Below are 13,107 nucleotides of genomic sequence, written 5' to 3' on the forward strand. Positions count from 1 at the left end.
GAGGACCGCGTAATCACCGCAGCCGGGGCACCACCGCACCTCCTGGTCGGACTTGAAGTCCTTCATGGACTGCTGCGCCTCGGCCTTGGGCACCAGGCTCAGCAGCGTCTCCGTGGGCTCAGGCATCGATGGCCTCCTTGAGGGCGGCGGCGAGCTGCTCGGCCTTGAACGGCATGCCGTTGACCTGGGTGTGGCTGCGGGCGTCGACGAGGTACTTCGCCCGGACGAGGGTGGAGAGCTGACCGAGGTTCATCTCGGGGACGACGACCTTCTCGTACCGCTTCAGCACCTCCCCGAGGTTCTTCGGGAAGGGGTTGAGGTGGCGCAGGTGGGCCTGGGCGATGTGGCCGTTCTCCCGGCGGATGCGGCGGACGGCGGCGGTGATCGGCCCGTAGGTGGAGCCCCAGCCGAGGACCAGGGTGCTCGCGCCGTCCGGGTCGTCGACCTCGATGTCCGGGACGTCGATCCCGTCGACCTTGGCCTGCCGGGTGCGGACCATGAACTCGTGGTTCGCGGGGTCGTACGAGATGTTGCCGGTGCCGTCCTGCTTCTCGATGCCGCCGATGCGGTGTTCGAGGCCGGGGGTGCCGGGCACGGCCCAGGGGCGGGCCAGGGTCTCGGGGTTGCGCTTGTACGGCCAGAAGACCTCGGTGCCGTCGTCGAGCGTGTGGTTCGGCCCGGTCGCGAACTGGGTCCGCAGGTCGGGGAGCTCCTCGACGTCCGGGACGCGCCAGGGCTCGGAGCCGTTGGCGAGGTAGCCGTCGGAGAGCAGGAAGACGGGGGTGCGGTAGGTGAGGGCGATCCGTGCGGCCTCGATCGCCGCGTCGAAGCAGTCCCCGGGCGTCTTGGGGGCCACGATCGGGACGGGCGCCTCGCCGTTGCGGCCGTACATGGCCTGGAGGAGGTCGGCCTGCTCGGTCTTGGTGGGCAGACCGGTGGACGGGCCGCCGCGCTGGATGTCGATGATCAGCAGCGGCAGCTCCAGGGAGACCGCGAGGCCGATCGTCTCCGACTTCAGCGCCACACCGGGGCCGGACGTCGTCGTCACGCCGAGCGAGCCGCCGAAGGCCGCGCCGAGCGCGGCGCCGATGCCGGCGATCTCGTCCTCGGCCTGGAAGGTGCGCACGCCGAAGTTCTTGTGCTTGGACAGCTCGTGGAGGATGTCCGAGGCGGGGGTGATCGGGTACGAGCCCAGGTAGATCGGCAGGTCCGCCTGGCGGCCGGCGGCGATCAGACCGTAGGAGAGGGCCAGGTTCCCGGAGATGTTGCGGTACGTGCCCGTGGGGAAGGCCCGGGTCGCCGGGGCGACCTCGTAGGAGACGGCGAAGTCCTCGGTCGTCTCGCCGAAGTTCCAGCCGGCCCGGAAGGCGGCCACGTTCGCCTCGGCGATCTGCGGCTTCTTCGCGAACTTGCTCCGCAGGAAGGTCTCGGTGCCCTCGGTCGGCCGGTGGTACATCCAGGAGAGCAGCCCGAGCGCGAACATGTTCTTGCTGCGCTCGGCCTCCTTCCGGGACAGGCCGAACTCCTTGAGGGCCTCGATGGTCAGCGTCGTCAGCGGCACCGGATGCACGTGGTACGCGTCGAGCGACCCGTCCTCCAGTGGCGAGGTCGCGTAGCCGACCTTGGCCATGGCGCGCTTGGCGAACTCGTCGGTGTTGACGATGATCTCGCCGCCGCGCGGCACGTCGCCGATGTTGGCCTTGAGCGCGGCCGGGTTCATCGCGACCAGCACGTTCGGGGCGTCGCCCGGGGTCAGGATGTCGTGGTCGGCGAAGTGCAGCTGGAAGGACGAGACGCCCGGCAGGGTTCCGGCGGGTGCGCGGATCTCGGCCGGGAAGTTCGGCAGCGTGGAGAGGTCGTTCCCGAAGGACGCCGTCTCCGAGGTGAAGCGGTCACCCGTGAGCTGCATGCCGTCACCGGAGTCGCCCGCGAAGCGGATGATCACCCGGTCGAGACGGCGCACTTCCTTCTCGGCGCCGTGGTGGGCCGTCGCCGGGGCGCTGCGCTGCTCCCCGAGCAGGGCCTCACCGGCCTCGCTACTGACCTGGCTGGTCACTGAACTGGACCTCCCTCGTGGCAAGGGGACTCTCCGCCGGAGGCGGGAGAAGGCTCGGGAGACGCCGGCCGATCACCGGTCGTCCCGTGGCCCACCCTACGACGGTAAGGGGGGCCCTCCGGGGACTTCTCGTATAGCGGACCTCTTTTTGAGACGCCCTCTTGCCCTGAATTGTCACGTTCTGTCGCCACCCGGATTGTTCCGGAAGGTCGCGTTGCGCCTCATCCTTTGGACGTAGGGGGTGTCTTGCCGGTCAGGCCGGGCTCGCGGCGCCTGGCACCGCACCCCTGACCCGGCCTGACCGGCAAGACACCCCCTACGACCCTCCGGCTGTCGGACGCACCGTAGCCTCCCGGATCTCACTCCGGCCTCACTCCGGCCTCGCTCCAGCCACACTCGGCCCGGCTCGACCGCGCTCGACATCTGACAGGGTGTCAGATTTTCAGGACTTCAGATACGTCAACACCGCGAGTACCCGTCGGTGATCGCCATCACTCGGGGACAGGCCCAGCTTCAGGAAGATGTTGCTGATGTGCTTCTCCACCGCGCCGTCGCTCACCACCAGCTGCCGCGCGATCGCCGAGTTCGTCCGGCCCTCCGCCATCAGACCGAGGACCTCCCGCTCGCGCGGGGTCAGGTTCGCCAGCACGTCCTGCTGCCGCGACCGGCCGAGCAGCTGCTGCACCACCTCGGGGTCCAGGGCCGTACCGCCCCCGGCGACCCGGACGACCGCGTCCACGAACTCGCGGACCTCCGCGACCCGGTCCTTCAGCAGATAGCCCACGCCCCGGCTCGAACCGGCCAGGAGTTCGGTGGCGTACTGCTCCTCCACGTACTGCGACAGGACCAGGACCCCGAGACCCGGGTACTCCTTGCGCAGCCGCACCGCCGCCCGTACGCCCTCGTCCGTGTGCGTCGGCGGCATCCGTACGTCCGCCACCACCACGTCCGGCAGTGCGCCCTCGTCCGCGAGCCCGGCCACCAGCTTCACCAACGCCTCGCCGTCCCCCACCCCGGCGACGACCTCGTGCCCCCGGTCGGTCAGCAGCCGGGTCAGCCCCTCGCGGAGCAGCACCGAATCCTCTGCGATGACCACTCGCACCCGGTCCGTCACCTCTTGTACGACCACGTTGCGCAGCCCCCTGTTCTGAAGGTCAAAGGCCAATGAGACCCCCAGCATCGCAAAAAGCCGTCCGCCCCGGGCGAGGCCCGGGGCGGACGGTGAGCGTCCGGATCTATCCGCGCCAGGGCAGCTCGACGGTCACCGTCGTCGGCCCGCCGACGGGCGAGTCCACCGCCAGCACGCCGTCGACCGCCCCGACCCGGTCCGAGAGCTTCGCCAGGCTCCGGCCCGCCGCCGCCTCCGCGCCGCCCACACCGTCGTCCCGCACCTGGAGCATCAGCCGGTCACCCGTCCGCCACACGTCCACCCAGGCGCGCCGGGCCCGGGCGTGCTTCGAGACGTTCTGGAGGAGCTCCGAGACGGTGAAGTACGCGATGCCCTCGATCGCCGCGACCGGCCGGGCCGGCAGGTCCACGTCCACCGACACCGGGACCGCGCACCGGGAGGCCACCGAGGAGAGCGCCGCGTCCAGGCCCCGGTCCGTGAGGACGGCCGGGTGGATGCCCCGGGCCAGGTCCCGCAGCTCCTGGAGCGCGACCTTCACCTCGCCGTGCGCCTCGTCGACCATCACCGCCGCGGCCTTCGGGTCCTCCGCCAGCTTCTCCTTCGCGAGCCCGAGATCCATGGCGAGCGAGGCCAGCCGGGCCTGCGGGCCGTCGTGCAGGTCCCGCTCGATGCGCCGCAGGTCCGCCGCGGCCGTGTCCACGACCACGCCCCGGTCCGACTCCAGCTCCGTGACGCGGGAGGCCAGCCGCGAGGGGCCGAGCAGCCCGGCCACGAGGAGCCGGTCGACGGTGACGACCCCGCGCAGCACCCACGGCCCGACCAGGACGAACAGCAGGCCGATCGCGCTGGTGACGCCGGTCTCGAAGGGCGAGTCGAGGTAGAAGTTGTGCGTCCCGTCCCCGTAGAGCTGGATGCCGTCCTGGCCCACGTACGCCGGGAAGATCCACTGCCACAGCGGGTACGTGAAGAGGCCCCAGCCCCAGGCCCACAGCGTCACCGTCACGGTGAAGCCGAAGATCGCCCACGGCATGTGCAGGACCGCGTACAGCAGGTGGCGCCACGACGCCCCGTTCTTCAGCATCGCGCCCATCCAGGAGAAGGGCCCGCTCGTCTTGCCCCGCACCGGCTCCGGCGCCTTCACGTCGAGGTCGAGGAGCGCCTTCGCCCGAGCCCGCTCGACCGTGCCGAAGCCCCGGCACATCGCGAGCGCCCCGGCCAGGATCGGCACCCCGAGGAAGGTGATGAGCAGCCCGGCGCCGGCCGAGACGAAGGCGATGGAGAGCGAGAACCAGAGGACGCTGAGCGGCAGCCCGATCAGCACGTAGCCGAGCGCACGCCAGGTGCGGGCCTCGAACGGCGCGCGGATCGCGGCGGGGAGTCGGGGGGAGGCCATCGCGGTCGTCCTTGTCTGCTGGGGGCTGTGGTGTGCGGGCTGTGCTGTGACGTCTTCCAGAATTCCGTCCCGCCGCGCGCGGGACCATGAGGGGAGTGGGCGTCTCGGGTGGGGGGTTTTCCCTACCCGGGGTCCGGGCGGGGCCGGGGCTCAGGAGCCCCGGGCCTCAGGAAGCCGGTCGGGAGCGCCACGGCAGCTCCGCCGTGATCGTCGTCGGACCGCCCTCGGGGGAGTCGACGACGAGGAGCCCGTCCACCGCCCCGAGCCGCTCCGTCAGCCCCGCGAGCCCCGTCCCGCCGTCGAGCCGCGCGCCGCCGGCGCCGTCGTCGCGCACCTGGAGCATCAGCCGCTCCTCCACCCGCCAGACCTCCACGGACGCGGTCCGGGCCCGGGAGTGCTTCGAGACGTTCTGGAGGAGCTCCGAGACCGTGAAGTACGCGATGCCCTCGATCGCTTCGGCCGGTCGCTCCGCCAGGTCCACCGACACCTTCACCGGGACCGTGCAGCGCGCGGACACGGAGGAGAGCGCGGCGCTCAGCCCGCGGTCCGTGAGGACGGCCGGGTGGATGCCCCGGGCCAGGTCCCGCAGCTCCTGGAGCGCGAGCTTCACCTCGCCGTGGGCCTCGTCGACCATCGCCGCGGCGCCCTCCGGATCCTCCAGGAGCTTCTCCTTCGCGAGGCCGAGCCCCATCGCGAGGGCGACGAGCCGGGCCTGCGCACCGTCGTGCAGATCGCGCTCGATGCGCCGCAGGTCCGCCGCGGCCGTGTCCACGACCACGCCCCGGTCCGACTCCAGCTCGGTGATCCGCCGCTCCAGCTCGTCGGAGGGCGAGAGCAGACCGCGGACCATGCCCCGGTCGCCGTTGGACAGACCGCGGGAGATGAAGGGCAGGACGGGCCAGAGGATCAGGAGCGAGACCAGGGTGACGGTGAACGTCACGATGCCCCAGGGCAGCCGGATCAGCCCGTACAGCTGGGTCCGCCAGGCCACCGGGTCCTTCAGCGAGGACCACAGCCAGCCGAAGAAGCCGCGGCCCTTCGGCATCCGGGACGGCTCCGGGACGTGCACCCCGAGGAGCGAGCGGGCCCGCGCCCGCTCCGTCCGGCCGATCCAGCGCGCGCCGCCGAGCCCGAGGGCGAGCAGCGGCAGCCCGATCACCGTGACGGACAGGCTCACGCCGACGAGGACGGTCACGACCGCGTAGACGAAACCGGCCAGGGCCGTGAAGAGATTGGAGAGGAGGAAGGAGATCTCCTTCCAGGTCTCCTTGCCGTAGGCGAATCTCACGGGCGGACGGGGGGCGGCGGGGGATTCATGATCGGCGCTCATGGTCCCCAGACTGCCGGTCGCGCAGCTCGCGACGCCATGGGGGAGGTCGGTGAGCGCCGGTGGGGATATCCCCACCCGCAGCCGACCGGGGACTGCGCGGGGACCGCCCGGGGACTCTTACGGTCCCTTTAGCAGGGCCTAGACTCGCGACCGTACAACAACAGAAGTGACCCATGAGACACCGAGACCGAGGGGCGGGACGGACGTGCGGGAACCGACCGTTGTCGCGGCCGACGCGGCGGACTACTTCCAGACGTACTCCGTCGTCGGCGTGCTCGCCGTCGTCGGCGTGCTCTTCGTCGCCGTGGCGTTCACGGCCAACCGCCTGCTCAGGCCGGTCGTGCCGACGCCCGAGAAGCTCCTCACCTACGAGTGCGGCGTCGACCCCGTGGGGGAGGGCTGGGCGCACACCCAGGTCCGCTACTACGTGTACGCGTTCCTCTACGTGATCTTCGCCGTCGACTCGATCTTCCTCTTCCCCTGGGCGACCGTCTTCGCGGCGCCCGGCTACGGCGCCACGACCCTGGTCGAGATGTTCGTCTTCCTCGGCTTCCTCGCCGTGGGGCTGCTCTACGCGTACAAGAAGGGCGTCCTGACATGGACGTAACACCGCTGCCCGCACCCACGCTGGGGCCGCTCGCCCGCCTGGCGCCCGAGCCGATGAAGGTGGTCCTGAACTGGGGCCGCCGCTACAGCCTGTGGGTCTTCAACTTCGGCCTCGCCTGCTGCGCGATCGAGTTCATCGCCGCGTCGATGGCCCGGCACGACTTCATCCGGCTCGGCGTGATCCCCTTCGCGCCGGGGCCGCGCCAGGCGGACCTGATGATCGTCTCCGGCACGGTGACGGACAAGATGGCCCCGGCCGTGAAGCGCCTGTACGAGCAGATGCCCGAGCCGAAGTACGTGATCTCCTTCGGCGCCTGCTCCAACTGCGGCGGCCCGTACTGGGACTCGTACTCGGTGACGAAGGGCGTCGACCAGATCATCCCGGTCGACGTGTACGTGCCGGGCTGCCCGCCGCGCCCCGAAGCGCTCCTCCAGGGCATCCTCAAGCTCCAGGAGAAGATCGCGCGCGAGAGCCTGGCGGAGCGGTACGCGACGACCGCGTCGGTCTCGGAGCTGACGAGCCCGCTGACGCCCCCGCCGGGAGACAGGTCATGAGCACGTTCGACGCCCTCCACGACTCCCTCCCCGACTCCGTCACGGAGATCTTCGGCGAGGAGGCGACGGCGGAGCAGGCGTACGACCTGCTGACGGTCGACGTCCCGCCGGGCGCCTGGATCACGGCCCTCACCACGGCCCGCGACGAGCTGGGCTGCACCTACTTCGACTGGCTGAGCGCGGTCGACGAACCGGGCACGGGCTTCCGCGTCTGCGCGCACGTCGTCGCCCTCGCGGCCGGCCGGCCCCCGCGCCGGCTCCTCCTGCGCACGACGGTCCCGCACGCGGCCCCGGCCCTCCCGACGGCGATCGGGGTGTACGCGGGCGCCGGCTGGCACGAGCGCGAGACCCACGAGATGTTCGGCGTGGACTTCACGGGCCACCCGCACCTCGTCCCCCTCCTCCTCCCGGAGAACTTCGAGGGCCACCCGCTGCGCAAGGACTTCGTCCTCGCGGCCCGGGTCGCGAAGGCGTGGCCGGGCGCGAAGGAGCCGGGCGAGTCCCACGACGGCGGAGGCCCGAAGCGCCGCCAGATGCTCCCGCCGGGCGTCCCGGACCCGAACGAGTGGGGCCCCCTGAAGGGCCAGCTCCCCCCGGCCCCGACCCGCCCGGCCCGAGCGGCGGCAGGCCGCGCCCGCCCGACCGCGGAAGGCGCGGAGGCCGGAGCCCCGGCCCGCCGCTCGCGCACGTCCGCGGAGGGCTCGGCAACCCAGCCGGACCCGAGCGCCCCGGTCCGCCGCTCCCGCTCGGTGTCGGAGGGCTCGGCGAGCCAGACGGCCCCGGAGCCGGGTGCCCCGGTCCGCCGCTCGCGCTCGGTGTCGGAGGGCTCGGCGAGCCAGACGACCCCGGAGCCGGGCGCTCCGGTCCGCCGCTCGCGCTCGGCCGCGGACGGCTCGGCGAGCCAGGCGGCCCCGGAGGAACCGGGCACGCCTGTCGAACCCCCGGCCACCCCCTCGGTCCGCCGCTCCCGCTCGGTGTCGGAGGGCTCGGCGAGCCAGACGACCCCGGAGCCGGGCGCTCCGGTCCGCCGCTCGCGCTCGGCCTCGGACGGCTCGGCGAGCCAGGCGGCCCCGGACGCGGCGAAGCCCGCCACTCCGCGCACCCGCAGCTCGGACGCCCCCTGGCACCACGCCCGCCCGGCCTTCGACGAGAAGCCCGAACAGCCGGAGGCCCCGACCGAGGAGGCCCCGGCCGCCCCGACGGAGCCGAAGGCGGCGGCCACGCCGACCGGGCCCGAGGCTCCGGCGGCTCCGGTCACCGACGTCCCGGCCGCCCCGGCCGCTTCTGCCGTCCCGGCCGCTCCGGCCGAGGCGGAAGCACCGGCGGAGCCCGAGGGCCCGACCACGGGGCCCACCCCGGCCGAAGGCCCGCCGCCCGCAGGGCGGGGAGATGCCGCCGAGAGCACTGAGAACACCGAGAGCACTGAGAACACCGAGAACACCGAGAACACCGACCCCGCCGGAGGCGACCCCGCGTGAACGACGCACTCGACGTCGCCGTCCGGCTCGTCATCGTCTTCGGCCTCTTCCTCGTCCTGCCCCTGGTCGTCGGGCAGACCGAGCACAAGGTCATGGCCCACATGCAGGGCCGCCTCGGCCCCATGTACGCCGGCGGCTTCCACGGCTGGGCCCAGCTCGTCGCCGACGGCGTGAAGTTCGCGCAGAAGGAGGACGTCGTCCCGAAGGACGCCGACCGCCGGGTCTTCCAGCTCGCGCCGGCCGTCGCCCTCCTCCCGTACCTCCTCGTCCTCCTCGCGATCCCGATCGGGCCGGGCGAGGGCGCCGTCGGCCAGGTCATCGACGCGGGCATCTTCTTCGTCCTGGCCGTCATGGGCGTCGGCGTGCTCGGCAGCCTCATGGCCGGCTGGGCCTCCGCCAACAAGTTCTCGCTGCTCGGCGGCCTCCGTACCGCCGCCCAGCTGCTCGCCTACGAGCTCCCGATGCTGCTCGCCGCCGCCTCCGTCGCGATGGCCGCCGGCACCGTCTCCCTCCCGGGCATCCTGAACGCCTTCGAGTGGTGGTGGCTGCCCTGGCAGATCGTCGGCGCGATCGTCTTCTTCGTGGCCGGTCTCGCCGAGCTCCAGCGGCCGCCGTTCGACATGCCGGTCGCCGACTCGGAGATCATCTTCGGCGCGTACACCGAGTACACCGGCCTCCGCTTCGCACTCTTCCTGCTCGCCGAGTACGCGGGCATCGTCGTCCTCTGCGGTCTCACCACCGTCCTCTTCCTCGGCGGCTGGCACGGCCCCTTCGGCGGCGACGGCCTCGGCTGGGTCTGGACCCTCCTCAAGACCGCCGTCCTCGCCTTCGTCGTGATCTGGCTGCGGGTGACCTACCCGCGGCTGCGCGAGGACCAGCTCCAGAAGCTGGCCTGGACGACGCTCGTCCCGCTCGCCCTCGCGCAGATCGCGCTCACCGGCATCGTGAAGGTGGCGATCCAGTAATGGACCCTCTGCTCCCTCCCTCCCGGCCCGGCATTCCCGGCTCCGGCCTCGCCAAGGGCCTCGCCGTCACGCTCCGCACGATGATGAAGAAGACCGTCACCGCGCAGTACCCGGACGTCCAGCCCGAGCTGCCGCCCCGCACCCGCGGGGTCATCGGACTGTTCGAGGAGAACTGCACGGTCTGCATGCTCTGCGCCCGCGAGTGCCCCGACTGGTGCATCTACATCGACTCCCACAAGGAGACGGTGCCGCCCGCCGCCCCCGGCGGCCGCGAGCGCAGCCGAAACGTCCTCGACCGCTTCGCCATCGACTTCTCGCTCTGCATGTACTGCGGTATCTGCATCGAGGTGTGCCCCTTCGACGCGCTCTTCTGGTCGCCCGAGTTCGAGTACGCGGAGACCGACATCCACGAGCTCACCCACGAGCGGGACAAGCTCCGCGAGTGGATGTGGACGGTCCCCGAGCCGCCCGCGCTCGACCCGAAGGCGGAGGAACCGAAGGAGATCGCCGCGGCCCGCAAGGCGGCCGAGAAGGCGGCGGAGAAGGCAGCGGCGGAGAAGGCGGCGGCCGAGGCGGCAGCCCAGGCCGGGCTCGAGGCCCAGGAGGAGCAGCAGTGATCCTGGCAGCACAAGCGGCCGCGGAGGCCCCCGGCTTCCTCTCGCCCTCCGGCGTCGAGATCGCCTTCCTCCTCGTCGGCCTCGTCACCCTCGGCGCCGCCGTCGTCACCGTCACCACCCGCCAGCTGGTCCACGCCGCCCTCTGGCTGGTCGTGGCCCTCGGCGGCCTCGCCGTGGAGTACCTCCTCCTGACGGCCGAGTTCATCGCCTGGGTGCAGGTGCTGATCTACGTCGGCTCCGTCGTCGTCCTCCTCCTCTTCGGCCTCATGCTCACCAAGGCCCCCATCGGCCGCTCCCCGGACGCCGACTCCGGCAACCGCCCGGTCGCCCTCGGCGTCGCGCTCGCCGCCGCCGTCGCGCTCGTCTGGGTCGTGGTCGACGCCTTCCGCACGACCTGGATCGACCTGGACGGCGCCGTCCAGGGCTCCACGGAGGTCACCGGCGCCACCCTCTTCAAGCACTGGGTGCTGCCCTTCGAAGCCCTCTCGGTGCTCCTCCTGGCCGCGCTGGTCGGCGCGATCGTCCTCTCCCGCAAGAAGGAGCAGGCGCGCTGATGCACCTCGCCTATCCCGCGGTCCTCGCCGCGCTCCTCTTCTGCGTCGGCGTGTACGGCGTCCTCGCCCGCCGCAACGCGATCCTGGTCCTGATGTCCGTCGAGCTGATGCTCAACGCCGTCAACCTCAACCTGGTCGCCTTCGACGTCTGGCTCCGCGACACCCTGCACGCCGGGCAGGCCCTCACCCTCTTCACGATCGCCGTCGCCGCCGCGGAGATCGGCCTCGGCCTCGCGATCGTCCTGATGGTCCACCGCAACCGCGGCACCGCGGACGTCGACCGCCTCCGCGACACGGCGGAGCGCCCCGGCTCCCCGGACGACGGGACCGACGGCGGAACCGACGACGCGGGCGCCGCCGCGACGCCCACCGACGAGACGCCCCACGGCGAGAAGGCCGAGGCCACCGCGTGACCACCACGACCCTGGCCGTTCTCGTCCCCCTCCTGCCCTTCCTCGGCTCCGTCGCCGGACTCCTCCTGGGCCGCACCGCGCCCGGCTTCGTCCGGCCCCTCGCCGTGCTCCCGACCTTCGCGGCGGCCGTCCTCGCCGCCCTCGTCGCGGCCCGCCAGGGCGGCGGCAAGGCGATCGAGGCGGCCACCGAGCTCACCCCGACCGGCTCGGTCCCCATCGACCTGGCCCTGTACATCGACGGTTTCGCCGCCCTCGTCGCCGTCCTCGTCGGCGTCGTCGCGACCTGCGTGCAGATCTACTCGACCGGCTACCTCCGCGAGGACCCGCGCTACCCCTCGTACGCCGCGCTCGTCTCCCTCTTCACCTCCGCGATGCTGCTCGTCGTCTACTCCGGCGACCTGATGGTGCTCCTGGTCGGCTGGGAGATCATGGGCATCTGCTCGTACTTCCTCGTCGGCCACTACTGGGAGACCCCCGAGGCGCGGGCCGCCTCCCTCAAGGCCTTCCTCGTCACCAAGCTCGGTGACGTCCCCTTCCTCATCGGACTCTTCGCGCTCGCCGTCGACGCCGGCACCTTCCGGATCACCGGGGTCCTCGGCGCCGTCGCGAGCGGCGGCCTCGACCACCCCACGCTGATCGCCCTGCTGCTGCTCGCGGGCGTCGCCGGCAAGTCCGCGCAGTTCCCGCTGCACACCTGGCTCCCCGACGCGATGGCCGGCCCCACCCCCGTCTCCGCGCTCATCCACGCGGCGACGATGGTCGCCGCCGGCATCTACTTCACGGCCCGGCTGCTGCCCGTCTTCGCCGAGTCCGCCGCCGCGATGACGGTCCTCGCCGTCATGGCCGCGATCACGATGGTCGGCTCGGCCCTGGCCGCGCTCGCCCAGGACGACATCAAGCGGGTCCTCGCCTACTCGACGATCGGCCAGCTCGGCTACATGGCCGGCGCCCTCGCCGTCGGCGACCGCGGGGCCGCCGTCTTCCACCTCGTCTCGCACGGCGCCTTCAAGGCGCTGCTCTTCCTCGCCGCCGGCACGGTCATCCACGCCGCCGGGACGAACTCGCTCACCGCCATGTCCCGCATGAGCGGCCTCGCGAAGCGCGTCCCCGACGCGTACTGGACGATGACCGTCGCCCTCCTCGCGCTCGCCGCGATCCCGCCCTTCGCCGGCTTCTTCTCCAAGGAAGCCGTCCTCGTGGCCGCCGAGCACACCGCGCTCGGGGACCAGACCATCCAGCCGGCCCCCGCCGGCGCCGGCTGGACCGTCCTCGTCGCCGGGCTGCTCACCGCCCTCCTCACCGCGGCCTACGCGCTGCGCCTGTGGCTGCGCGCCTTCCGGGGCCGCGGCGCCGAGGCCCCTGACCACGGCCGCCAGCCGATCGCCATGACGACGGTCCTGTGGGTCCTCGCGATTCCCTCCCTCGGCTTCGGTCTGACCGTCACCTACCTCGACGACTGGTTCGACGGCCACGCCCTCACCCCGACCGTCACCACGGCCGTCCTCGGCACGGGCCTCGCCGGCGCCGGAGCCGTGATCACGTACGCGGTCTGGCGCACCCTCGCGGCCAGGGCCCCGGTCGCCGGCCCCGTGCCGCTGCCGCACGTGGCCCACCCCGACGCCGACGCCGGCCTGGTCGAGAAGGAGGCGCTGGACCTGCCGCACCCCGCCGAGGACCCGACCGACCCCGGCCGCGCCTTCCTCGGGCCGCTGCACGCCCCCGCCGCCGACGGCTTCCACCTGGACGCCGTCTACCGGGCCGCGTTCGTCCGCCCCGTCCTCGCCGCCGCCTCCCTGGTCCGCTTCCTGGACCGCGAGGTCGTCGACACGTACGTCAGCGCCGCGGGCAACTCCGCCAAGGGTCTCGGGTGGCTCGTCCGCCGCGCCCAGACCGGCAACGTCCAGACCTATCTGAGCGCCCTGCTCGCCGGCTCCGTCGTCCTGGTGATCGCCGCAGTCGCCCTCGCCAACGCCGTCGCCGGAGCGTGAGCCGTGATCGATATCAGCGAATC

General features: G+C 72.4%; 12 protein-coding genes and 1 pseudogene. 8 read left to right on the top strand and 5 right to left on the bottom strand.

Annotated features, from left to right (window positions below; translation table 11 throughout):
* From IE124_RS33550 to IE124_RS33570, 5 genes and pseudogenes are all read right to left on the bottom strand, one after another.
* A pseudogene (locus IE124_RS33550) lies at nucleotides 1-126 on the bottom strand (2-oxoacid:ferredoxin oxidoreductase subunit beta); the annotation flags it as partial.
* Nucleotides 119-2,056 carry a 2-oxoacid:acceptor oxidoreductase subunit alpha gene (locus IE124_RS33555; protein WP_189513720.1) on the bottom strand — a complete coding sequence of 646 codons (1,938 nt, stop codon included), beginning with the start codon at nucleotides 2,054-2,056 and terminating at the stop codon, nucleotides 119-121. The gene IE124_RS33555 and the pseudogene IE124_RS33550, both read right to left, overlap by 8 nt.
* Before the next feature lie 442 nt (nucleotides 2,057-2,498).
* Nucleotides 2,499-3,158, bottom strand: a complete 660-nt coding sequence (locus IE124_RS33560; RefSeq protein ID WP_056652441.1) for a response regulator transcription factor — start codon at nucleotides 3,156-3,158, stop codon at nucleotides 2,499-2,501.
* 133 nt (nucleotides 3,159-3,291) lie between these two features.
* Nucleotides 3,292-4,578 carry a sensor histidine kinase gene (locus tag IE124_RS33565; RefSeq protein WP_189513725.1) on the bottom strand — a complete coding sequence of 429 codons (1,287 nt, stop codon included), beginning with the start codon at nucleotides 4,576-4,578 and terminating at the stop codon, nucleotides 3,292-3,294.
* A gap of 166 nt (nucleotides 4,579-4,744) precedes the next feature.
* Nucleotides 4,745-5,908 carry a sensor histidine kinase gene (locus IE124_RS33570; RefSeq protein WP_189513727.1) on the bottom strand — a complete coding sequence of 388 codons (1,164 nt, stop codon included), beginning with the start codon at nucleotides 5,906-5,908 and terminating at the stop codon, nucleotides 4,745-4,747.
* A 205-nt stretch (nucleotides 5,909-6,113) separates the two neighbouring features.
* Between IE124_RS33570 and IE124_RS33575 the strand changes: the two genes are divergently transcribed.
* Genes IE124_RS33575 through IE124_RS33610 form a run of 8 tightly spaced genes read left to right on the top strand, consistent with a single transcriptional unit; the run spans nucleotide 6,114 to nucleotide 13,084 of the window.
* The gene (locus IE124_RS33575; RefSeq protein ID WP_055641895.1) at nucleotides 6,114-6,515 is read left to right on the top strand and encodes an NADH-quinone oxidoreductase subunit A; all 402 of its coding nucleotides are present in this window, start codon (nucleotides 6,114-6,116) and stop codon (nucleotides 6,513-6,515) included.
* Nucleotides 6,506-7,069, top strand: coding sequence for an NADH-quinone oxidoreductase subunit B (locus IE124_RS33580; protein WP_189513729.1), 564 nt, complete (start codon nucleotides 6,506-6,508; stop codon nucleotides 7,067-7,069). Before IE124_RS33575 ends, IE124_RS33580 begins: the two co-directional genes overlap by 10 nt.
* Nucleotides 7,066-8,547, top strand: coding sequence for an NADH-quinone oxidoreductase subunit C (locus tag IE124_RS33585; protein WP_189513730.1), 1,482 nt, complete (start codon nucleotides 7,066-7,068; stop codon nucleotides 8,545-8,547). The genes IE124_RS33580 and IE124_RS33585 overlap by 4 nt, the downstream gene beginning before the upstream one ends.
* Complete coding sequence (locus IE124_RS33590; protein WP_189513732.1) at nucleotides 8,544-9,512, top strand: complex I subunit 1/NuoH family protein; 969 nt, start codon at nucleotides 8,544-8,546, stop codon at nucleotides 9,510-9,512. Before IE124_RS33585 ends, IE124_RS33590 begins: the two co-directional genes overlap by 4 nt.
* A complete protein-coding gene (locus IE124_RS33595; RefSeq protein WP_189513733.1) occupies nucleotides 9,512-10,129 on the top strand; it encodes a NuoI/complex I 23 kDa subunit family protein in 618 nt (205 codons plus the stop codon). The genes IE124_RS33590 and IE124_RS33595 overlap by 1 nt, the downstream gene beginning before the upstream one ends.
* The gene (locus tag IE124_RS33600) at nucleotides 10,129-10,683 is read left to right on the top strand and encodes an NADH-quinone oxidoreductase subunit J family protein (RefSeq protein WP_189513765.1); all 555 of its coding nucleotides are present in this window, start codon (nucleotides 10,129-10,131) and stop codon (nucleotides 10,681-10,683) included. Before IE124_RS33595 ends, IE124_RS33600 begins: the two co-directional genes overlap by 1 nt.
* Nucleotides 10,683-11,096: an NADH-quinone oxidoreductase subunit NuoK gene (gene nuoK, locus IE124_RS33605; RefSeq protein ID WP_189513735.1), complete on the top strand. Its 414-nt coding sequence runs from the start codon at nucleotides 10,683-10,685 to the stop codon at nucleotides 11,094-11,096. Before IE124_RS33600 ends, nuoK begins: the two co-directional genes overlap by 1 nt.
* Nucleotides 11,093-13,084: an NADH-quinone oxidoreductase subunit 5 family protein gene (locus IE124_RS33610; protein WP_189513737.1), complete on the top strand. Its 1,992-nt coding sequence runs from the start codon at nucleotides 11,093-11,095 to the stop codon at nucleotides 13,082-13,084. The genes nuoK and IE124_RS33610 overlap by 4 nt, the downstream gene beginning before the upstream one ends.
* Nucleotides 13,085-13,107 lie beyond the last annotated feature (23 nt).

It is taken from the genome of Streptomyces narbonensis (assembly GCF_014649015.1).
Lineage (GTDB): Bacteria > Actinomycetota > Actinomycetes > Streptomycetales > Streptomycetaceae > Streptomyces > Streptomyces narbonensis.